The following is a 24,168-nucleotide window of genomic DNA, read 5'->3' as shown; positions in this document are numbered from 1 at the left end:
TGCAAATATTTATACAGTATTTTATTATCCAATAATGGTTTATCAATTATTAAACTTATAAATACATAGTACTCTTATTTAATAAACTAATGTAGTTTTTATAATTTATATAAATAAAAAACATCTTTATAACTAGCTAATATGTTAGCTTTTTATAAAGATGCCAAAAGTCTAAATTCATATAATCTTCTTTTTCTCCTTATAAAAAAACCACAGAAAAATCTGTGGTTTTAAATATTATCTTGAACCTTTTTCATATGGCTGTCCTGAAGCAGCTGGACCTTGAGTCTTTCCAACAAATCCTGCTAAAGCAAGCATTGTCAATACATACGGTATTGATGAATAGAACTCTGTTGGCAATGACCATGAGAAGCCTTGCGCTACTATTTGGAATGATTCACCAAAGGCAAACAATAAACATGCTCCTAATAATCCAAATGGCTTCCAGTTACCAAATATCATAGCTGCCAAAGCTATAAATCCTCTACCTGCAACCATATTATCTCTAAATAATGGTGTAATACCAAGAGACAATGCAGCTCCACCAAGACCTGCCAATACGCCTGATAGGATTACACATAAATATCTCATTTTATATACATTTATTCCTAATGTGTCTGCTGCTTTTGGATGTTCTCCTACAGCTCTAATTCTTAATCCTAATGGAGTTTTATATATAACATAATGTGAAACAAAAACTAATACTATGGAAAGTATTACAAACCAGTTAATTCCACCAATTATCTCTCCTAATATAGGTATGTTTAGTATAAAATCTGGTACATCGAATGGTAAACTCTTAACTATATCTGTTTGACCACCTCTTCCTTCAAACAATCTTGAAATCAAGAAGCTGGCAAGAGCAGTAGAGAAAAGGTTAATTGCTGTACCCGAAATAACTTGATCAGCTTTTAAATTTATACTTAAAACTGCATGAATTAATGCTAGAACTCCTCCAGCTATCATAGCACAAACTATACCAATAAGAGGACTTCCTGATGCATAAGTTCCATAAACTGCAAAAAATGCACCTATAGTCATCATACCATCTAATCCTATATTTACTACTCCTGATCTTTCTGAGAACATTCCACCAAGAGCTGCAAAAATTAGAGGCGTTGCTATTCTAAGTGTAGCAGTTAATAATGCAATTGCATTTAAATTACTCATTTACAATCGCCCCTTTCTTTTTCTTTTCTTCAAAGTATTTAACAATATAATCAGTTGCAACAAATATAATAATTATTGCTTGTATTAAATATACTATTTGTTTTGGAATTCCATTTAATTGTAATGCTCTAGCACTATTGTTTAGTGCACCAAATAGTACTGCAGAACCTATACATGCTATTGGATTATTCTTTGCAAGTAACGCAACAGCAATTCCATCAAATCCATAGCTTGGTACAGCCATAAAATCTTGAAGAGTATGCATAACTCCTGATATATGAGTTGCACCACCAAGTCCCGCAATAGCTCCAGAAATAACCATAGCTAAAATCATATTTTTAGGTATATTTACTCCACCATATTCTGCACCATGTGGATTTATACCAACAGCTCTAATTTCGTATCCAACTGTGGTTTTCCATAATAACCAAAAGATAAATGCTGCTACTAATATAGCTAAAAATATGCTTGTATTCGCTGGCGCCCCTTTCATAAATCTAGTAAATTGAGCGCTTTCTTCAATTATAGGAGTACTTGCCTTACCAGGCACTCCAAAACGTGTTTTTAATATAATATAATTACAAAGGAATATTGATATATAGTTCATCATTATTGTATTAATAACTTCACTTGTCCCAAATTTAGCCTTTAAATAACCTGGTATTCCAGCCCATATACTACCTGCTATTATACCTGAAACTATCATTAATGGAATGTGAATTGCTGGACTTAATCCTGGAATTGTTCCAACAATTGCAGCTGCAAGCATTCCAAGAGCAAATTGTCCTGCAACTCCTATATTAAATAAGCCACATCTAAATGCTAATGCATGGGCAACCCCCGCAAATATCAGTGGAGTTACTTCTGCTAATGTAGTCATTATATTTCTCTTTGTACCAAAACTACCTTTCCAAACGATGGATATTAACTCACCTAATGCTGTAAAATATTTAGTTATTGGATAACCTTTAGCCCACATTATGAAAAATACTGATATAAATAGTGAAAGTATTATAGCAATGAATGGAAAAGCTATAGATTTTAAATTTTGCTTGAATTTACTTTTCATTTGAGTTAGCTCCTTTCTCAGCTTGTTCTAAGGTTCCACCAGCCATTAAAATACCAAGTTTTTGCTCTGTAGCTTCACTTCTATCAAGTATTGCAACTATCTTTCCATCGTACATAACAGCAATTCTATCTGATAAAGCCATAATTTCATCAAGTTCTAAGGATACTAAAAGTACAGCTTTACCCTTATCTCTTTCTTCTACTAATCTTTTATGTATATACTCAATAGCACCAACATCTAGTCCTCTTGTTGGTTGAGCTGCAATTAATAAATCTGGATTCTTTGAAATTTCTCTTGCTGCAATTAATTTTTGCTGATTACCACCTGATAATGCTGAAGCAGCCACTTCGTTATTTGGCGTTCTAACATCAAATTCTTCTATAAGTTTATCACAATGAGATTTAATTTCACTATAATTCATTACAATACCCTTGCTAAAAGGTTTATTTCTATGAATTCCAAGTATGGAGTTTTCAAATAGTGAATACTTAAGAATTAACCCTCTTTTATGTCTATCTTCTGGAATATGTCCTACTCCTGACTCAGTAATTTCTCTCGGTGTTTTACCATATATGTCCTTATCTTTTAATATAATTTTTCCATTTTTAGCCTTCCTAAGACCAGTTAACACTTCTAAGAATTCACTTTGACCATTTCCATCAACTCCTGCAATACCAAGAATTTCTCCCCCATTAACAACTAAATTAAGATCTTTAATAGCTTCAATTCCTCTGTGATCATTTGCAGATAAATTCTCTATTCTTAAAACTTCACCTTTTAGTTCACATTCTTTTTTATCAACTACTAAATTTACCTTTCTTCCTACCATCAGCTCTGCTAATTGGTCAATATTAGTTTCATTAGTAGCAACAGTACCAGTTACTTTACCTCTCCTAATTATAGTAACTCTATCACTCATACTCATAACTTCTTTAAGTTTATGAGTGATTAATATTACAGATTTTCCTTCCTTCTTTAAATTCTTAATAATGTTTCCTAGCTCTTCAATTTCTTGAGGTGTTAAAACAGCTGTAGGCTCGTCAAGTATTAATATTTCAGCTCCTCTATATAATGCTTTTAATATTTCAACCTTTTGTTGTTGCCCTACAGATATATCCTCAATTACAGCCTTTGGATCAATTGCAAAGCCATATTTTTTTGAAAGCTCTTCAACATTTTTAATAGCGGTTTTCATATCAAGCTTAGTACCTTTTTTAGGCTCTGTGCCTAATACTATATTTTCAGCTACAGTAAAATTGTGAACAAGCATAAAATGCTGATGCACCATACCTATTCCCAAGCCAATAGCATCATTAGGATTAGCTATTTTACTTAATTTACCGTTTACATAAATATCACCCTTATCCTGTTGATATAATCCATATAGAATATTCATTAGTGTGGTTTTACCTGCACCATTTTCTCCAAGTAAAACATGAGTTTCGCCTTTTAAAAGTTCAAAATCCACATTGTCATTGGCAATAGTTCCAGGGAAAACTTTGGTTATACCTTTCATTTCTATTACCTTGTTCATCCCGCTTCCTCCTTATACTAACAACCTTCACTACCATTCTCAATAAATTTGAGATAATTACTAATATTATACTACATTTTTTCTATACCTCTAGCATGTATTTTTTGGATAAAGAAAGGAAAAATTTTAATTCTTAAAATCTAGCTCATGAGTAATAAAAGCTAGATGCAAACGGACATCTAGCTTTTATTATACTATTTTTTTATTTACCAGTAAAGTAACAATTATTTAAAATTCTTAGCTTCTTCTCTTGTTGCTGGAGCCTTTATTTCTCCCTTAATCATTTTTTGTTCATAATCTTTAGCAAGATCTATAACTTCTTTTGGAGTGTTTTTCTCTGTTGTTTCAGCAATACCAACTCCGCCATCTTTTAATCCTAACTCTATATGTCCAGCTTTGAACTCGTTATTAACTACAGCTTTTGTAGCATCATAAGTTCCAACGTCAACTCTCTTAATCATAGAGGAAAGTATTATATCAGCATATTCTGGTACTGATACAGCCTGATCTTTATCAACACCAATAGCCCAAACTTCTTTTCCTGCATCTTTTAATTCTTTAGCAGCCTTAAACATTCCTATTCCAACTCCACCAGCTGAATGATATATAACATCACAACCTGAGTCATATAATGCTTTAGCTAATTCATATCCTTTATTTGTATCATCAAATGAATCCGCGTATTTAACGTTTTTACCAGCTTTTTTTCCATCTGGACTTTCTAATAATTTTCCTGCTTCTGGGTTAACTGCTTTAACACCAGCAACAAATCCTGATTCAAACTTTTGAATTGTATCAAAGTCTTTTCCACCTATAAATCCAATTTGATTTGTTTTTGTCATTTTACCAGCTATAACTCCCATTAAGAAGGAACCTTCTTCTTCCTTAAATGTTATAGACATAACATTTGGTGCATCTACTGTAGCATCTATTATAGCAAATTTGCTATCTGGGTTATTTTTTGCTGCACTTTCAGTTGCTTTATCTAATTGGAATCCTATAGCAAATGTTAAATCTGAACCTGCATCTACTAATGCTTGTAGATTTGGTTCATAATCTTCTTTTTTCTTAGATTCTATTGGTTTATATTCTACACCAAATTCTTCTACTGCTTTTTTAACACCTTCATCTGCTGATTGGTTAAATGACTTATCATTTAATCCACCTTCATCTGTTGCAAGACCTATCATGATCTCACTTTTCTTTCCTTCTCCTGTACTTGCTCCGCCTTCATTTTCTTTAGTTGCAGATGATCCGCAGCCAACTAATACTCCAGCAGTTAATATAGCTGATGTCAGAACTGCCACCAATCTTTTCATTTTCATAAAACTAACCTCCTAAGATTACACTGTGTATTATGTAAGTTAAGGTGCTATTATATAATAATAATCCCCCTTACTATATTTAACACTATGCTACTATTATAATTAAAAAGTACTTACATATTCAACTGTTTTATAAATTTTTTTAATTTAGTTAATAAATTTTTTTTTATTTTTTAATCAATTTTATATATTTTATAATTATTTATACAGCATTTCTAATTAATGGTTTCTTTTTATTCTTAGTTACAATTTTTTCATAAAGAGAAAATAGAGACTGAGCAATAACTGCTCAGTCAATATTATCCTAAATATTCAGCCTTTTTCAATATTTCAGTTGCCTTTTCTGAATCTTCCTCAGCAACTAAAACTATTGGTCCAGTACAACCCATTCCACTTTCAGAATAAATATTTTCCTTCCATAATGTTTTACATGCATTTTCAAGTTCAAGTATATCTATTCCTGCTATTGAAAAAGTTACAACTTTCTTTTCTGGCATTTTTACATCTTCATCAGAACTTTCAACTTTAGTTACTTTTTTAGCTGTTTTATCTATAACTTGTTGAAGTCCAACCTTATTAGCTTTTTCAAACTCTTCCCTAGCTATATCTAGAACCTTATTTTCTGCACAGGTTGCACAATATCTTAAAGCTTCAGCTATAAGTGGTGCACCAGAAGCTCTTGAAACTATATTAACCAGTTTATCATAGTTTTCCCCTATTCCAGGACCATAACCTGCACCAACAGTCTCGTAATTTCCACCGGTTGTAAATGAAGAGAATATTTTTACAAGTAAATTTCCTGTTAATGAGTCGCATACCATAACATCTGGAGTTCCAGCCAACAGGTCATTTCCCCTCATAACAGCTCCGCCATCTGCTCTTAATGATCCAGTAAATTCAAAATTGTATCCTGCTTCTTTTACTTCATTTAATATTCTTTCAACTTGTCTAGCTCCATCTAGGTTTAATATGCCAACCTTTGGATTTTTTATTCCATTTGATTTAGCAACTGCTATACCAGATATAGCGTTTTTAACCATTCCCTCAACTCTATTTGTTGAAGTTGTTCCTGTAGTAGTTGCTATTATCATTTCTTTCCCTTTACCAGGAGTTAAAACTTTACCTACAGTAGATACCCCTATTGGGAAATCAAAATGCTGAGTAACGCATCCATCTAATTTACCATTCTCAAGCATTTTAGTCATTTTGCTATGGCCTTCTTCTGCAGTTTCTGCTTCTATTATTTCAAAATCAGCATCAACCTTTGGACCTATTAGTACTATATCAAAGTCACCATATTTAGATTTAGCAAGTTCAGCAGCCTTAACCATTTCTTCTACGCCATGCTCAGAGCCTAATATAGTTAATCCTATTCTTACTCTTTTCCTAAATTGACCGCTTTTTATTCCATTTGCTATATCATTAAACACCTCAGCTATCATTGCTTTAGTTGCATTTTGGCTCATAGTTACACCCCTTTTCTTAAGTGTAGTTCCTCAAGTTTAGAGGAACTACTTATTTATTTTCACCTTAATTACTCCATGTTTTTTGCTAAAAATTCTGCAAAATCCTTCATTGCATCTGCAACCATTGATTTTACTTCTTCTTTGCTTATTCCAGCACTTTCTTCAACCTTTCCTGGATTTTTTTCAACTAATATTGAAACCCCGTCGAATAAGTTAGTCATTCTTCCTAAGAATAAACTTCCTTTACCAACTATCATGAAGTTATTTAGTACACCATTTTTAATGTGATCTATTCCATGCCCTATTATTGGTGCACCTGATGGGATGTGTCCTTGAGTTGGAGCATATCCTGGATATCCATGTTGTTTAACAAAGTTTGGTAGTTCTTTCTTTTCTAGTTGTCCTTTTTTAACAGCTAATGCAGCTATCATTTTGTAGTTTTGTGTTGGAACATCTCCAGCTCCTGCTGGCTCAGTTATATCCGGTGTCTGCATTTCTGGAGCATATTTATCTACATCTGTTATCTTAATTCCATTTTCTATTAACGGGTCAAGTACTAACGCCTCTAAAACTGCTTGAGGTGAAGCTCCATGGCCTATTGTATGTGTTCCTACAACATCAGTTCTTAATATTGGACTAATTCCATCATTTTGAGAAACAAGTACTGCAAATCCACCTAAACAATCTTCTAATACTGGCATACCTTTTTTAACATGGTCTCTACCATTCATTCCAAGTTTAGCTGTAGCTCCACCTGCTATTACTAAAACATTTTTATATATTCCACTCTTAACAAGTGATGCAGCTGTTATTAATGAGTGAGCTGGTCCTGCACAGAATCCTCTCATATCTGCACCAGTTGCACCAGTTAGTCCTACAACTTCTCCAATAGCTTTAGCAATATTTCCGCCACCTCTTTGGTTCATATCACCAATAGCTTCTTCTGAACATTCAATTATATATTCAATTTCATTAATTGGTATATCTAAATTGTCTACTAAATGCATTCCTGCTAAAACTCCTGAAGCTTTAACAGCTAAGTTTTCAAGCATATAGTGTGCTGATAGGTTAGGGTCAAACTCATGTGCTCTTCTTATACATCCTACTAGTTTTCCATCTTCATATAATCCCTCTGCTCCTGAATTGTTAACTAAGCTTTCTATTTTTTCTAAACTATCTCCTACAATCTTTTCAACTTTTGAAGCAATTAGTGGATGTTTTGATAATTTTTCTTTTATATTATTTGCAAATTCTTCTTCTAATAATACCAAGTCAAAAACATCTGATATTTTCATTAATCCATAAAACTCATCTTGAGGCATAACTTCCCCAAATTTACCAAATCTATTAGCATTAGGAGTATTCTTTCCATACCAAGGTCTTGGCATCTCTCCTAATTCCTCTGGAGTTATATTTCCTATATAAGTTTGGTTTGGTGCATAAGCCATAACTTCTTCGTATGGTCTTAAATGACTATTTAGCTCCTTTAGATATTCTGAATCAGGATGTGTTTCTCTTTCTAACGTTTGAGTTGTTCCATTATGTATTACCATATCTGGAGTATTAACTAAAATATACGCTGCTTTCTTTAATACTGGAAAATTCATATTCTTCCAACCTCCCCTTATAAATAGTGAAATAAATTCACATTAATTTTGGAATTTGCTAATTTTACTCTGAACAATTAGATTATCTAAGCTTTATTATTAATACTATGGATAATCTATAGCACATAATTCATAAAATTATTATGCATTATACATTCCCCATATCACTTAGAAATAATTAGGGAACATTAAGTTCCCTAATTATTATTTGATTATCAAGATAGAAAATTACTCAAATATTTTTTGTCCATCAACTGGAGTTTTTAATGCTTCTAGAGCTTTTTCAACTAATCTTCTTCTTAATGCATACTCATCCACTTTGCTTAATGCAGGATTTCCAAGTGGGTGAGGAATAGCTATTGTTGGTACTATTCTATTAGCTCCAACAGTTAAAGATACTGGAGTTATTGTACACATGTGTACTACTGGTAATCCAGCTCTTTCTATTTCTTTAACTAACGTTGCTCCGCAACGTGTACAAGTTCCTCACGTAGAAGTTAATATAACTGCATCAACACCATCTGCAATTAATTCTTTAGCAGCGAACTCACCATATTTTTTAGAAGAAGCAACAGCTGTTCCATTTCCTACTGTTGAATAGAAGTATCTGTGTAGAGCTCCTATTTTCCCTTCTTTTTCTAAATCTCTTAATACATCTACAGGGATTACTCTATCTGGATCCTCATTAGCATATACAGGGTCATGACCACCATGAGCTGTTTCATGAGTTTCACTTGTTAAATCCATTATTCCCTCTATATCATATTTACCAATTTTAGAAGCACTTGAAGACTCAATATGATCTGGGTTTCCTTTTGGTACTATACCTCCAGATGTAACTATAGCTATCTTGGCTTTAGTAATATCAGTTATAGGTGGCAGTGGATCAACTCTATCAAAGTCAGGCATTTTAAATTCGGTTACAAATTCTTCACCCTTTAACTTCTTAACTAACATATCAACTGCTCTTTTAGAACCTCTTTCTGTAGCAAAGTAGTTCTTTCTGATGCCTCTTTCAATGTAGTTATCTTCAGCTGGTGATCCAACTTCTTCACCTTTAGCTAATTTTAAAGCTAATTTAGCCATTTTAGGAAGAGCATCTCTCATTCCAACTGCACTATTTTTAGTAGATACAATATGCACAAACTTTTTGTACATATCAGCACCTGGATTTTCAATATACATAGCTGATAAAACTGGTATATTTAATTCTTCTTTAACTGTTGTAGCTATATCTCCACAAGCAACTCCATATCTTCCAGCATTGAATGCAGGTCCAGCTATAAATAAATCTGGTTCATACTTCTTAACCATTTCTAATATTTCTTCTTTTGCTTCTTTAGTATTTTCAGCGAAATAAGAGTCTCCGCAGACTACAGTTGCAACTATCTCTGCACCTTCTTTTTTAAGCAATCCATTTAATCCCATTCCCGGTCCTACAAAGCCGTCACGTACCTCTGGTTTAATATCTGCTTTTTCTTCTCCGCCTATTCCAGCGTAAAACTGGTTTATATAATGAACTATCTTAATCATGCATTTTCCCCCTTTCATTGGGAATTGACCCTTAAAAGCAAAAGCTTTTAAGGTCAATTATCAATTTCAGTTTTACTACTAATTCCTTAATTTTTAATCATAAATCTATCATAAAATTAAACGTATTTGCTATATTGATCTCTTACAGATTTAACTTCACCTATTATTTCATCAACTTCCAAAACCATTTCCATCATTCCACATTGTTCATCATAGATAGCTTCATCACATTCGTCTTTAATTTCTGGCTCTACTACATGATAAACTGCTAATCCTAGTTCTACTCCTGCTAATGGTCCTGCATAAGTTGGGTCTCCTGCTGTAACTGTTTCAGCTGATAATCCAGATGCTTCTGCTTCAGCTCCTCCAATTACTACTACCATATTTTCTGCACCATATTTTTCAGTTAGATCTTTAACTCTTTGTTGGATCTCCAGATCCATTGCACCTGCAGCCGTTCAGACAAAGCATTCTGTTGATGCAAACACTACTTCTGCTCCCGCTGATTTTAAACAAGCTTCTATAGCTGGTCCTGGTATTCCGTCTCTATCTCCTATACAAATAGCCTTTTTTCCTTGTAACATAATTTTATCTTCCTTTCATATTAAAAACTTAACATTCGTGAAACTTATAATATTCTAAATAATTCGGTTATATTAATATCCTTTTGCTGTTAGGTAATTAAATCCTACCTCACTTGTAGCTCCTGTTATAACTTGTATTTCTGCTTCTATTGAACCGTCTTCTCTTAAGCTTCCAACGTGTCCTCCAGCTATTATATCAGCAGCCTCAATATGTCCTATTATTTTTTTCATTTTTGGCAGTATAACAACCTCATTAGCATTTCCTCCGGTAACTACTGCATCTCCTTTTGGAGTTGAGTCAGCTAGTGATTGTGAACTACCATCTTGTCCTGCATATTCATCTGTTAAAAGTACTGTTTTAATACCTTTAGCTGTGATTTTATTACAGTTCATAACTAAGTCAGCATCTGGGTTACCAAAGCCTTCCTCTGAAATTATAGCAGCATCTGCTCCTAAGAATTCTACTAATTTAGCAACCATATTTGAAGATCTTTCTTTATCAGCTAAGTATACGTTCTCATTTGTGATTACGCATCCAATAAAGTTAAAATCTTTTCCATGTCTTTCATATAAATCTTCTATTATTGGATGATTCATATGAACATATGATGGGTTTTTGTCACAAGCAGACACACAGTTTCCACTTACTATAGCTCCATCAAACACTTCTGTTGGGTATATAAATGTTGGAATTATTTTTTTAGCATCTACACCATAAACATAAGTGTCATGTAATAATCCTTGAGTTTGAAGCATGTAAACATATACAACCTTTGGTAAATCTGGGTATTGTTTAACTTGTTCTAATAGTGGCAATGTTTCGAATGTTTTAACTTCATCTGGTTCAACATTCTTACCAGCTTTGCCTAAGTACACAGCTGTTTTAAAGCCTATCATTCTTACAGCTTCCTCATGTTCGTGTTGTCCTATACCTTCTTTTGGTTCACATATGACAACTAAGTTATTTGTTTTAGAGAAAGGTGTATATTTAGCTCCTTCTCCATACATATCAACGATACCTTCTTGGAATCCTACAATTTTACCAGTAGTAACAACCGCAGCTCCCTTTAATACATGAGTTCTTCCTGAACCTACTGTATCAACTTTATTTACAAAGCCTGGGAAAATTCCTCCATTCCCCTCTACTTTAACCCTTGGTTCAATTACGTCTTTAACAGGAATTATTCTAACCTCTTCACCTGGTTTTGCAATATCGAAATCGATACTACTTATTCTTTCATCTCCAGATACTTCTTTAAGTAATTCCTCTTTATTTACATAAAGAACTCCATTATCAACTTTTGTTTCTGCTCCGAATTGAAGATCTTTTATAATGATGTTTCCAATCTCTAGACGCAAAACATTCACCTCCTATGAATATATGAGTTTAACCTAATTTTGTTTTTTTATTTAAAGGTAAGCAGCAGTTTACTGCTTACCTTAATAACATCTTAATTAAAAAATAAATTATAATTTTTCATAGTAAGCTTTTATGAAATTTTCTATATCATCTAATGTAGATATTTTATCTGGAGTAATTGTATCAACACATTCTCCACCATTATATATCTTCATTGTTGGTAATCCTAAAACTTTTTGTCCTATAGCAACCCTTCTAGCTCCGCCTATGTTTAAGCTAGCAAATTTAATTTTATCACCATATTTTGGCTCTAATCCATGAACTCCTGGCATTAACTCTAAACAGATTTCACATTTATCTCCCCAAAAATCTACAAATACCGGCTTATCACTTTTAAGCACTTCTGCCTCGAAATTATCTTTGTTTAATTCTAACATTAAAATTCCCTCTCTTTCTTCAATAAAAGTAAGCTTATTACCTTTATGAGTATATTTTCCTATTTCATATTTTTTTAGTCAATGGTTCTTAAATTTTCACAATATAAATATATTATAAAAATTTTTGAACTTAATTAACTTTTCAAACAATTCTGTTTAAAAAAATAATTTTATTAGTATTTAACTATTAGTTAAATTTTTCCTCTATATAATGTTCACAGTTTGTGGCTGCTATAGCTCCATCCGCTGCTGCTGTAATAACTTGTCTTAAAGATTTTTCTCTAACATCTCCAGCTGCAAATACTCCTGGAATATTAGTTCTCATCTCTTCATCAGTGATGATATCTCCTCTATCATTCATATTTATTTTTCCTTTAAATAGCTCAGATATTGGTAAGTATCCTACAAAGACAAAGCAACCATTTACTGCTAATTCGCTAAGTTCTCCAGTTTTTACATTTTTAATTACTAAGCTTTCAAGGATTTCTTCACCTTTAGCTTCTTCAACAACGCTATCCCAAATAAATTTAATTTTTGGATTTTTGAAAGCTTTTTCTTGTAGAGATTTTGCAGCTCTTAATTGATCTCTTCTATGAATTATTGTTACAGTCTCTCCAAATTTAGCTAAGTATATTGCTTCTGTTATAGCTGAATCTCCTCCACCTATAACCGCGATATCTAAGTCTGTAAAGAAGTCAGCATCACAAGTCGCACAGTAGGAAACTCCTCTTCCTCTTAATTCAATTTCATTTTTAAATCCACCTAATCTTGGATATGCACCAGTAGCTATTATTATTGTTTTTCCTTCATAAGTAGCTTTTCTTGTTTTAACTACTTTAATATCTCCTTCAAGCTGAACTTCTACAACTTCATCTTTAGCAAATTCAGTTCCAAATTCTTCTGCTTGTTTTCTCATTCTTTGGCTAAGGCTTGTTCCTGTACAATCTTCAATAGATCCTGGATAGTTCTCTAATTCATCAGTAGTAGCTGTCTGTCCACCGAACTTTGCTCTTTCTATTAATAATGTTTTCATTCTTGATCTTGCAGCGTACAATCCAGCTGATAATCCTGCAGGACCTCCACCTAAAATGATAGTATCATAAATAATATGTTCCATGGGTAACCCTCCTTAATTGATTGCATGATCTATTAAATCGCAATCTATCAATTGAAAATCTTGTAATATTTTATCACTCCAATTTGGAGTATTGAAATCTCTTAAAAACTTTTCTGTAGTCATTATAGTACTTTCAATTATTTCTAATGACTGAATATCTAAGGACTCCCTATTTAATGATAAACATACGGTTCTATATGGTGTTTCGTTAGGTTTAACACTACTCATTAGTGGATGAGTTAGAAGCTTATGGCCTAAATGTATGTTATCTCTAACATTTTTTAGTACTTCCATTGCTGAACCATCTATATAGATTATTTTATACTTTGTTTCGAAGGTTCTCTTTGACAATGAATTATTGGTTATTATAAATAACGGTTCAATCACCTAGCTTCCCTCCTTTTTCACATATAAAAAAGGCATATGCAAAAGTAATAATTAACTTTGCCTATGCCTCTGTCCCTTAAACCTGAGAGTTTTACTCCTTCGGTGCTTACCGCTTTCCAGAGTTATGTCCATTTTCGGTCCTTTTGCCTGAGAGTTTCAAATTTATTGGCAAAATAAATTTTTGCTTCTTCGGCTACCCATTGTTATAAAAATAATTATTAATAATTATCTTTAATAGATTATCTCCCGAAAATTTCATCCACATTTCTATTAAATTGTTTTTAATTTGTTTTAACTTACAACCCAAGTATACAACATTCGTCAATAAATTTCTATATCTTTTATCATTTTCCCTTATTTAAATTCTCTATAATCAATTTAAAAAGTTCAAATGATCTATATTTTTCAAGAAGTCTGTTAATTGTTTATCAATTACTAATACTATATTTTAAAATATTAACTTTTTAACTTTTAATTAATGATTATATAAATCAAGTTTAACAATCAATTTTATTAGTACTTCTATTATTTGTAAATTCTAGTTTTATAAGTTATTTATATTCTTATTTAAAATTTAAATTATTAAAATATTAAACTATAATAGCTAATCTTTATTCCTCTATAAAAAACGCTGCACAAGCGTCTCTTCCTGAGTGAGTACCAACTACGCATCCCACTTCACATTCAATATATTCTATGTGTTTATTTTCCATATGTGACTTTATGCTATTGTATATTCCCATATTCTCTTCTTCTGGTGCTGCTTGCATTAATATCACAGGAGTAGTCTTATCAACTCCATAGGTTTCTATATACTCCAACATATTTCTCAGTGCTTTTTTACTTCCTCTTACCTTATCTTTAACTGTCATTTCTCCATCTTCAATAGATAGCAAAAGTTTAATTCCCAAAAAACTTCCAATAACACCAGCTGCTTTAGATAATCTTCCACCTTTAACCAAATTATCTAAAGATTCAAAACATGTTATACTTCTTATCTTTGGTATTGATTTTAATATTTCTTCATTAATTGATGTAAAATCTAAACCCTTCTCTTTTAGCAAGCATGACTTTACTACTAAAGCTCCAAGGGCCCCACATACACATTGAGAATCGATTACTGCTATATCTTCACTATTTAACATCTCTTTTGCCACTAGAGCTGACTGATAGGTTCCACTCATTTTAGATGATATATGTATTGATATTATTTTATATCCTTCCTTTAAATATTTATCATATATCTCATAAAATCTATGAGGATTTATCTGTCCAGTCTTAGGTAGTTCGCTAGAATTATTCATTTTCTCTAGAAATTCCGGTAGTTTAATATCCACTCTATCAAGATAAGTTTCACCATCTATTGTGAATACTAAGGGTATCATCTCTATATTATATTTATTAATTATATGATCTGGTAAGTCACAGGTACTATCCGTTATGATTTTAATTTTCTTATCTTCCATAAATTAACTCCTCCTATTTCATTTTAGGGAATCCAAGTTGTCTTAAACCCTCATAAGCTATAATTGCTACAGTATTAGATAAATTTAATGACCTAGTAGTAGTGTTTATCATAGGAACTCTTATTAAAGTATCTATATTATCATTTCTTATATAGTCTGGTAACCCCTTAGATTCACGACCAAATACTAAAAAGTCACCCTCTTTAAAACTTACATCACTATAGAACTTTTCTCCTTTTGTAGTACAAAAATAAAAAGTTCCTTCTTTATATTTTTCTCTTAAAGCTTCATAGGATTCGTGAATTTCTATATCTAATAATGGCCAATAGTCTAGTCCAGCTCTTTTAATTTCCTTTTCTTCAAGACTAAATCCTAATGGCTTTATAAGATGAAGCTTACAATTTGTAAGCACACAAGTTCTTCCTATATTTCCTGTATTCTGAGGAATTTCTGGTTGAAATAATACTATATTTAAATTCATAGCTATACCTCCATATTATGTCATTAATCACTATCATACTCTAATTAGCTAAATTCGTAAAGTTAGTATACTTTAATACAATCACTTGAAATCATAATTTTTTTATTAATTATAAAATAATCCTCAATGATGGGAAAGAGCACTGTTCCCAATTACTAATTCTATTAAATTAAATTTATCTTCATATAGATATACAAAATATTATACTTTAAAATTTCTTTTATTTATAGTACCTAAATTTCATTTATACATTACATATATATTACACACATTTAAAATTATAAGCTATGAAAAGAAGAAATCCTAATTTGCATTAGGATTTCTTCTTTTAAATTTATAATATTAATATTATATATGATAAGAATACTGTATAAGTATTTCTTATGAGGCGAGTTTTTATTCTTTATTGAAGATTTCTTTTATCCAATTTTTAAAACCTTTTTTCTCTTCTACTTTTTCTTCTACTTTTTCCTTTGATTCTGATTTTTTAAGCTCAGGAGTTTTCATTACAAATTTAACCTTACCCTCCATATTTTCTCCTAGTCCAGTAAATGTTCCATAATCTTTTGAAAGCTTAACTATTTCATCCTTTACTTCAATTATTTCACTTAAATCGCCCATCTTATTATTAACTTCATTTTTCATTTTTTCAATTCCTTCATTATGGAATTTACTCATATTATTAAATAATTCATCAGCACCTAAAGCTAATTTTTCTGATCCATCTTGAAGTGTTTTTCCACCATCAATTAATTGCTTTTGTCCATCATTTAAAGAAGTTTTAGCATCACTTAATTTAGAAGTTCCTTCTTTTAATGCTGTTGCACCACTTGATACTTCATCAGCACCAGCAGCTAAAGCTTTAGCTCCTTGTGAAATCTGGCTTCCTCCATTTTTAAGTGCTGTGCCACCTTCTTTTAATTGAGACATTCCTGCAAGAACTTTTTCTGATCCTGCCTTAGTTTGTGATAATCCTCCTTCTAGTTTTTCAAGTCCTCCTAAAAATTCATTTCCACCATTTTTAAGAGAAGCTATGCCTTGTTTTTGTCCTTGGATTATCATATTTAATTGGCCAACCATTGCCTCATTTCCTGGAACTTGAGATAAAGCTTTTGCCACTTTTTCCAATTGTTCGATACTACCATTTAATTCATCTAATCCTTGAAGTTCTAAATTTTTCTTTTCTTTCAATGTAGTTGCACCTTGCAAACTTTGTTCTATTCCACCTTTTACTTGGTTTTGACCATCTATAAGTGCATCAGTGCTTGAAGTTATTTTCTCAATACCATTAGTAAATTCATTTACTTTAGAACCAAATTCCTCCAATCCTAATGACAGCTTAGAAGTCCCCTCAGATAGCTTGCCTAGATTGTCAGCTGCTTTACCTATTCCATCAATTGCTTCTCCCGCACCAGATGCAAATCTACTTACACCTTCATAATAAGTTTTAAAGCCATTACTAAATTCAACTTGTTTCTTTGAGAAAGTTTCTGTGCCTTCAACAAGTTTACTGCTAGCATCTTGAAGTTTGTCTATGCTTTCAATTAATTCATCTACTGATTTTATGCCTTCTATATCTTCTATTAACAACTCTGGTGTAGCAGTAATCATCATAGGTGACATAGAAAAATCTTCAACCTTAGCTGTAATTTCTAAGTTTTCTGGTATATTTAAAACTCCATCCTTTAAAGATAAGCTTTCTTTTAACCCTGGCATATTAATAAAAGTTATTATTTGGTTATTACCGTCATTTATCACTTTACCACCATTCACTTTTACATTAGTAAAATTTTCTACAGGTAATGTTGTTAATGTAGCTACTGTAAGCGGTGTATATATTACTTTATTTTTTCCTTTTACAGTTACTTTATGTTTTTCATTGTTTTTATAATCAACTTTTATTTTTAGTTCACCAGACTTTCCTATTAACTCTTCTGGTTTAATTGACTTACCATCTAGTTCATAAGAAATTTTAATTTCTAGTGGAAGTTTTTTATTAGTTGTACCTTGATAAAATATATCTTTTCCTTCCATTTTCCATGTAACATTTTTGTTTGATATCTCTGGTTCTTCACTACCTTTTAAATTTTTAATGTTTGCTAACTCACTTTTATCTTTTATCTCAGAATTTTTATTATCAGAACTTAACCAATCACTTACTATTCTCTCTTTTACATTTCCTTGGAAATCTAAAGTAACATACACTGTTTCATCCTTTTTAACTAATTCTGTTCCATAAACCATATTTCCACTTAATAATGTTCCTACCATTACTAAAGCTAATACTCTTTTAGACATACATTTTTTCATCTTCTTTTGCCCCACTTTCACCTTTAAAATTTTTACTAGTCTTTTCAATGACTTTTTCACAAACTAAAAGTATTGATGGAAGTATAAATAATATTATTAACATACTTATAATTGCCCCTCTAGCCATTAATGTACATAAGGAGCTAATCATTTCAAGCTTCGAAATGATTCCAACACCTGCAGTTGCAGCAAAGAAACTTAAAGCACTTGTTACAATTGATTTAGCTGAGCTCTGAACTGCAATAGTCATAGCAGAATATTTGTCCAGTCCATTTCTCATCTCTTCTCTAAATCTTGAAGTTAGAAGTATTGCATAATCAACTGTTGCCCCTAATTGTATAGTGCCTATTACTATAGATGCAACGAAAGGTATGGTTGTCCCTAAATAATAAGAAATACCTAAGTTAATTAATATAGCAAGTTCTATAGATAGAACTAATAATATTGGAAGTGATAATGACATAAATACTCCCATTATTATAACGAATATAGCTAAATTTGATGCTGTACTAACCCTCTTAAAATCAGTATCTGATATTTCAATTAAATCTTTTGTAAGTGGAGCTTCTCCCCCTACTACACCTTCACTATCATAAGATTTAACTATTTTATTCATCTCTTCTATTTGCTTATTTGCTTCTTCTGTAGCTGCTTTATAAGAAGAGTTAACAATTATTTGTTTATAACCTTCCTTTTGAAAATTATCTTTTATTGTATCTGGTAAAAAGTTCTCTGGTAAAGTTGGTCCAATAAATTTTTCAGGAGCTAAAACAGCTTCTATACCGTCTATATTCTCAATTTCTTTTACCATCTTGTTAATATCATTATTAGAAACTGTATCTTTAACAATTATCATATTTGTTGTAGTCATATTATAATCATTTTTTAGTTTATTAGTAGCCACAATTGAAGGTAAATCCTTTGGTAGTGACTCATCAAGATTATAATAAACCTTAGTATTCACCTTCCCATATATAGCAGGTATAAATGCAATTATAAATATTACTAAAAATAATTTATATTTTTCTGTAACTAATGATGCAGTTTTTTCAAATTCAGGTAATATTGTTTTGTGATTAAATTTATGGATAGCATTATCAAAAGTTAGTATTAATGCTGGAAGTAATGTAACTGTACATATTAGTCCAATAAATACCCCTTTAGCCATAACAAAACCTATATCTCTACCTAATCCTAATTTCATAACACATAATGCTAGGAATCCAGCAATTGTAGTTAATGAGCTTCCTGCTACTGCTCCCATAGTATTAGATATAGCTTCCGACATTGCTTCCACTCTATCTTCTGTATATCCTCTTTCTTCATCATACCTGTGTAATAAGAATATTGAGTAGTCCATGGTAACCCCTAGTTGTAAAACTGCTGCTAAAGCTTTAGTTACATAAGATATTTCTCCAAAGAATATATTTGTTCCAAAGTTATATAATACTGCAAAACCTATACTTGTTAAAAATATGATTGGAATAATATAAGAATTCATTGTCAAAGCTAAAACTGTTGCAGATAATACGGTTGCAATTAGTACAAAAAACGGTGTTTCCTTATCTGCTAACTCTTTTGTATCTTTTACTATTCCTGCCATACCACTTAAAAAACATTTATTATTAGCAATTTTTCTTATTTCACCAATACCATTTTGAGTAGATTCTGATGAAGAACCATCCTCAAATTTTATAATTAGCATAGTTGAATCATCACTATAAAATACTTTACTAAAGCTTTCAGGTAAAATTTCCTTTGGTACTGATGTATCTAAAATATCATTAACCCATAATACCTTTTGAACACCTTCAACTTTGCTAACTTTTTCTTTTAAATCAACTATATCTTTAGCTTCCATATTTTCAATAATTAACATGGACATTGATCCACTATCAAATTTTTCATTTAATATTTTCTGTGCTTTCATTGTATCCAATTCTTCTGGTAAATAAGTAAGCAAATCATAATTGACTCTTGTACTTATAAAACCATATAAAGATGGAAATATAAGTAGCACTGATAGTATTAAAATTAATATCCTATTTTTAGCAATTGCTCTACTGATTTTCTTCATTTTAACTCCCCACCCTCTAAATATTTTAATTAAGTAATTTTTTTATTGATTCAAATAGTATTGGTTTCATTGATTCAATAGGTGCAGGTTCTTCTAAAATTATTGAACTATAGCAAACTCCACCAGTTAATTCAATAATTAAGAATAACAATTTTTCTGCATCCATTGTTATATTTTGTTTTTGCTTTAGCTTTTTTACAAAGTGAAAATATATATCATTCATTTCTTGGTACTCATTTTCATTAAGTAAAGCTTTTTTATAAAGCCCCCAGGTTAGATTTTTATATATTAGCTTTAGAAGTTTTTTATCTCCCTTTAAATAATTGATTATATAATCTATAAAAAATATTACTTCATCAGATAAATCATCAAAACATTTTTTATTTGAAGCTTCTATTGCTTCTTTTAGCACTAAACTACTTTTATTTAATATAATTAAATGTTTTAAATGATATTTATCATTAAAATAAAGATAAAAAGTTCCTTTTGCTACTCCAGCTTTCTTAGTTATCTCACTAATATAAGTATCATTTATACCCTTTGTTGTAAAAAGTTCATAAGCTACATCCATTAGATTTTTCTTTTTCTCAAGTTTATTAGCTTCTGACTTTTTCATCGGCTCTTTGCCCTTTGTTTCCAACCTCACTTCACTCCTTCGAAGTAAAAATGACTCTAGGTCATTTTTTGCTCTAGATATATTTTATTACTATTTTAGAAGAAAATCAATAGTTTTTTGACCTCTGGTCATTTTTTATTTAAAACACCGATTTGTACTATAATTAGTATAACAAAATTAAAGCTTTTAATTTGTAAAAATAAAAATGCCATTGTAAAATAACAATGACATTTTTATTAGAATTATTTAAATATTTTCATTTAATATGAATTTCTCTATAACTTCTTTAACCCCATCTTCATCATTAGTTGAAGTTATGTATTTAGCTTTATTCTTTACTATTTCTTCACCATTTTTCATAGCTACTCCTAGTCCTGCATATTCTATCATTGATAAATCATTTTCATTATCGCCAATTGTTATTATCTCATCTTTAGATAAGTTGTAATAACTAGCTAACATTTCTACTGCCCTACCCTTAGAAACATTTTTATTCATAACTTCAAAATTATTAACTAGTGAACTCACTACCTCATATTTTCCTAAAGATTTAATCTCTTGCTTTGCCCTTTTTATTTTTTCTATATCATCATCAAAAGCAACAGCTTTTAAAATATCAAGTTCATTTACACTAAAAATTTCATTCCAATCCTCTACTTCTTTAATTTTTATTTGAAAACCATTTGGTAATGTTTTATTTGATTTAGAATAAAATCTCAATGCATAACTTGTTTCTGCTGCATATATACTATCTGCAGTATAAAAGTGAGGAACTAAATCATGCTTTTTAAATATTTCTAATAGTTCAAAGCAATCTTTTTTTTCCAATATACATTTATATATAACTTCCTCTTTATCTTTCTCTCTTATATATGCGCCATTAGAAGCTATTATAGGAGCTTTAACACCTATAAGGTCTCCATAATATTTAGCAGAAGTGAATATTCTTCCCGTACATATGGCAATTTTCACACCTTTATCATGAGCTTTTTTTATGGCATCGAGATTTTCTTTGCTTATTTCCTTTACGCTATTTAAAAGAGTTCCATCCATGTCTGTACATATTAACTTATATTTCATTTCTATTCTCCTTTGCTATAAATAACCTTAGGGTAATAAGATGCTATTTATATTTTATCTTTAAATTAGACGTTTTGTCATAACTTTGTATTTCTATTATTATAACTCTATTTAATAAGGCCAAGTTTACCATATTAGCAAATTTGTAGTGGTAAACTTGGTCCTATAAATATTTAATAAATTCTCAATATTATTACTTGTTATAATCCAAAATACTTCTTCATTATATAGTTTATCCTATTATCTTTATTCTTAATATACTCTTCTATAAAATTAAAGTATTCTAATCTTTCTATTGAGGCATTTTCAGTTTTGTTACCGTAAAATTCTTCATAAGAAAGATTCACTAGATTATTTAACTTATCCTTTAAATTAGAGTCTTTTATACTGTTTACAAATTCTAAATCCCCTATTTCTTTATTCTTGATAATTCTTATAGATTCTAATCTTCTTAAGTAATATTGATAAAGTGGTATTATACTTTTATTATATATTATTTTATTCTTTCTTTTATAAAAGCTACCTACTCTAATTAATATATACAATAATATTGTAACTATTAAAGATGAATATTTAAATATATTATTGTTTTTAGGACTTAATTCTGATTGCCAATTTTCCTCTTCTTCATTCATATTACTTCTATTCTTGCTAGGTCCTTTATATTCATTTTCTTTATTATCATTTCCTATGGATTGCTCCTCTTTATTATCTTCTTCTACTGTATTTTGATTTTCGACTTCAGTAGGTGTAGGAGAAGGATCTACCACTGCCCATATATCTCTACTAGGATCTATTAATACTTCACACCAAGCATGTGCTTCACCATTAGTTACAATATATTCACCATTTTCATCAATATTATTAGGAGTTTTAAACCCTTCTACATATCGCGCTGGTATTCCGGCAATTCTACACATAATAGCGGTTGCACTAGCAAAATAAGTACAATATCCTTTCTTCTCTTCAAATAAAAAATGATTAACAAAGTCTGAATTCATAGGTACATTAGAAACTTTTAAAGTATAAGGATAATTTTCACTTAGATAATTTCTAATACTTCTTGCTTTTTCAATAACCGTATTATCTTGCCCAATTATCTCATGGGTTAAATCATAAACTTGTGAAGGCACACTCCTTGGAATTTGCATATATTTTAAATAATCTTTTTCCATAATTTCTTCTATTATATAATCTAAATTAGAATATCTGTCATTAGTATAATATTTATCATCCATTGTAAAATTTCTTGTAGGAAGATTATAGTAATTAAATTCGTGTGCATCTCCAATATATCCTTTACCATTTATCATATTTTCTATATTTTCTGTTACATCACCATAAGATTCCTTATATATATAATAAATAACATTATACGGTTTATTTACATTTGTTTTTGATAAAAATGTAGGAATTTCATCACAATAAATTTCATCATAATCACCTTTTATACCAACACCCATATTAGGAGTAAAAAAGCTTGTAGTACTAATTTTTTTTGTAGGAGTAATTGTAATATTTCCTAGAGATGCACCTACACCTATGCTTCGTTTTAGTGAATATGATTTCTCAAAATCATAATCTTTATCTCTTTTAATAAGTCTCCTCTCCATAGCACTCCAAGAACTTCCTGTATAATAGTCTTTTACGCTCCCCTTTAGATAATATGGTTTTGGAGATTTTACTCTAAATACCTCCTGTTTATTTAAAGTAATAGGCCCACCTAACTTTTTTTCGCTATTACTATAACCAGAAGAATTTATAGTAAATTTGCCATTTAATGCAATTTCTCTATCGTCACTTGTTTTTGCAAAGGTATTATTTAAAAATTCTCCATAATTACTTAAATCCATACCACTATAATGTTGCGGCAATGCTGATATAACCTTTATGATTAAAAAAGTTATGATTAATGCGTATGGAATTATCTTTTTTATATCTAAACTAATTTTTAATTCCATATTTTTATATTTTTTTGCTAATTTTAAATAATTGGCTACAATAAAAGTTATTATAGTTACAAATAAATAATAATAAAGATTGTTTATTATTATTTGGCTATAACGTAAATACCAAAAACTTACTACAAATATAAAATTTAATAATATTATACTTTTATTTTTTTATAAGTTATATAAACTAATAATGCGATTAAAATAGGTAGAATTATTAAAAATATCTCTACATATTGAGAAAAATAAGTTGTACTATTTTCTAAAAGCTGTTTATTTATTTGTAACGCATTTTTAATAATAACATTTTGAAAAATTTAATTACTAACTCTTTATTTTTATATCCATAAATTACTCCAAATGCTAACAAAATAAAGGTAAACACTATTCTATACTTAACTTTATTTAATACTTTGGAATAGAATTCATATAAAATTATACCTATTAAAAATAACATTAATATAAATTTATAATTAAATCCAACTATTTTAAAACTTTCTATTAATATTTTTATAGTCACTACTAGATTAATAAATACTAATAGTATTGCTATTAATTCTTCCTTTATCCTACTCATAAGCTCACCTGATCTCTTAA

Annotated in this window: 20 protein-coding genes and 1 riboswitch; all 20 genes read right to left on the bottom strand. The window is 30.3% G+C overall.

Annotated elements, in window-relative coordinates; all coding sequences use genetic code 11:
* Positions 1-237: 237 nt before the first annotated feature.
* A complete protein-coding gene (locus ACY1IQ_RS09745; RefSeq protein ID WP_461613764.1) occupies positions 238-1,170 on the bottom strand; it encodes an ABC transporter permease in 933 nt (310 codons plus the stop codon).
* Positions 1,163-2,239, bottom strand: coding sequence for an ABC transporter permease (locus ACY1IQ_RS09740; protein WP_461613763.1), 1,077 nt, complete (start codon positions 2,237-2,239; stop codon positions 1,163-1,165). The genes ACY1IQ_RS09745 and ACY1IQ_RS09740 overlap by 8 nt, the downstream gene beginning before the upstream one ends.
* Positions 2,229-3,773, bottom strand: a complete 1,545-nt coding sequence (locus tag ACY1IQ_RS09735) for an ABC transporter ATP-binding protein (RefSeq protein ID WP_461613762.1) — start codon at positions 3,771-3,773, stop codon at positions 2,229-2,231. Before ACY1IQ_RS09735 ends, ACY1IQ_RS09740 begins: the two co-directional genes overlap by 11 nt.
* A 224-nt stretch (positions 3,774-3,997) precedes the next feature.
* Positions 3,998-5,098: a BMP family lipoprotein gene (locus ACY1IQ_RS09730; RefSeq protein WP_461613761.1), complete on the bottom strand. Its 1,101-nt coding sequence runs from the start codon at positions 5,096-5,098 to the stop codon at positions 3,998-4,000.
* Between the two features lie 299 nt (positions 5,099-5,397).
* The gene (grdD, locus tag ACY1IQ_RS09725) at positions 5,398-6,564 is read right to left on the bottom strand and encodes a glycine/sarcosine/betaine reductase complex component C subunit alpha (protein ID WP_461613760.1); all 1,167 of its coding nucleotides are present in this window, start codon (positions 6,562-6,564) and stop codon (positions 5,398-5,400) included.
* 68 nt (positions 6,565-6,632) lie between these two features.
* The gene (gene grdC, locus ACY1IQ_RS09720; protein WP_461613759.1) at positions 6,633-8,171 is read right to left on the bottom strand and encodes a glycine/sarcosine/betaine reductase complex component C subunit beta; all 1,539 of its coding nucleotides are present in this window, start codon (positions 8,169-8,171) and stop codon (positions 6,633-6,635) included.
* A 228-nt stretch (positions 8,172-8,399) separates the two neighbouring features.
* Positions 8,400-9,704, bottom strand: coding sequence for a glycine reductase complex selenoprotein B (gene grdB, locus ACY1IQ_RS09715; RefSeq protein ID WP_461613758.1), 1,305 nt, complete (start codon positions 9,702-9,704; stop codon positions 8,400-8,402).
* Between the two features lie 116 nt (positions 9,705-9,820).
* Complete coding sequence (gene grdA / locus ACY1IQ_RS09710) at positions 9,821-10,288, bottom strand: glycine/sarcosine/betaine reductase complex selenoprotein A (protein WP_461613757.1); 468 nt, start codon at positions 10,286-10,288, stop codon at positions 9,821-9,823.
* 72 nt (positions 10,289-10,360) lie between these two features.
* Positions 10,361-11,647: a glycine/sarcosine/betaine reductase component B subunit gene (locus ACY1IQ_RS09705; protein ID WP_461613756.1), complete on the bottom strand. Its 1,287-nt coding sequence runs from the start codon at positions 11,645-11,647 to the stop codon at positions 10,361-10,363.
* A 108-nt stretch (positions 11,648-11,755) separates the two neighbouring features.
* Positions 11,756-12,085 carry a thioredoxin family protein gene (locus tag ACY1IQ_RS09700; RefSeq protein ID WP_461613755.1) on the bottom strand — a complete coding sequence of 110 codons (330 nt, stop codon included), beginning with the start codon at positions 12,083-12,085 and terminating at the stop codon, positions 11,756-11,758.
* A 187-nt stretch (positions 12,086-12,272) separates the two neighbouring features.
* Positions 12,273-13,202 (bottom strand): thioredoxin-disulfide reductase, encoded by a 930-nt coding sequence (gene trxB, locus ACY1IQ_RS09695; RefSeq protein ID WP_461613754.1) that lies wholly within the window; start codon positions 13,200-13,202, stop codon positions 12,273-12,275.
* 12 nt (positions 13,203-13,214) lie between these two features.
* Positions 13,215-13,589: a GrdX family protein gene (locus ACY1IQ_RS09690; protein ID WP_461613753.1), complete on the bottom strand. Its 375-nt coding sequence runs from the start codon at positions 13,587-13,589 to the stop codon at positions 13,215-13,217.
* A gap of 125 nt (positions 13,590-13,714) precedes the next feature.
* Positions 13,715-13,848: riboswitch (glycine riboswitch) on the bottom strand.
* A gap of 352 nt (positions 13,849-14,200) precedes the next feature.
* Positions 14,201-15,055: a DegV family protein gene (locus ACY1IQ_RS09685; protein WP_461613752.1), complete on the bottom strand. Its 855-nt coding sequence runs from the start codon at positions 15,053-15,055 to the stop codon at positions 14,201-14,203.
* 13 nt (positions 15,056-15,068) lie between these two features.
* Entirely contained in the window at positions 15,069-15,536 is a 468-nt protein-coding gene (locus tag ACY1IQ_RS09680) for a tRNA (cytidine(34)-2'-O)-methyltransferase (RefSeq protein WP_461613751.1), read from the bottom strand.
* A gap of 396 nt (positions 15,537-15,932) precedes the next feature.
* On the bottom strand, positions 15,933-17,846 hold the full coding sequence (locus ACY1IQ_RS09675; protein WP_461613750.1) for a hypothetical protein: 1,914 nt from the start codon (positions 17,844-17,846) through the stop codon (positions 15,933-15,935).
* Entirely contained in the window at positions 17,827-19,923 is a 2,097-nt protein-coding gene (locus ACY1IQ_RS09670) for an efflux RND transporter permease subunit (protein WP_461613749.1), read from the bottom strand. Before ACY1IQ_RS09670 ends, ACY1IQ_RS09675 begins: the two co-directional genes overlap by 20 nt.
* Before the next feature lie 25 nt (positions 19,924-19,948).
* On the bottom strand, positions 19,949-20,569 hold the full coding sequence (locus ACY1IQ_RS09665) for a TetR/AcrR family transcriptional regulator (protein WP_461613748.1): 621 nt from the start codon (positions 20,567-20,569) through the stop codon (positions 19,949-19,951).
* Between the two features lie 216 nt (positions 20,570-20,785).
* Positions 20,786-21,619, bottom strand: a complete 834-nt coding sequence (locus tag ACY1IQ_RS09660; protein WP_461613747.1) for a Cof-type HAD-IIB family hydrolase — start codon at positions 21,617-21,619, stop codon at positions 20,786-20,788.
* A 200-nt stretch (positions 21,620-21,819) separates the two neighbouring features.
* Complete coding sequence (locus tag ACY1IQ_RS09655) at positions 21,820-23,580, bottom strand: transglutaminase-like domain-containing protein (RefSeq protein WP_461613746.1); 1,761 nt, start codon at positions 23,578-23,580, stop codon at positions 21,820-21,822.
* 268 nt (positions 23,581-23,848) lie between these two features.
* On the bottom strand, positions 23,849-24,148 hold the full coding sequence (locus ACY1IQ_RS09650) for a hypothetical protein (RefSeq protein ID WP_461613745.1): 300 nt from the start codon (positions 24,146-24,148) through the stop codon (positions 23,849-23,851).
* Positions 24,149-24,168 lie beyond the last annotated feature (20 nt).

The sequence above is a fragment of the Clostridium sp. Marseille-QA1073 genome (assembly GCF_054863625.1).
This window is presented reverse-complemented; position numbering and strand designations above follow the sequence as displayed.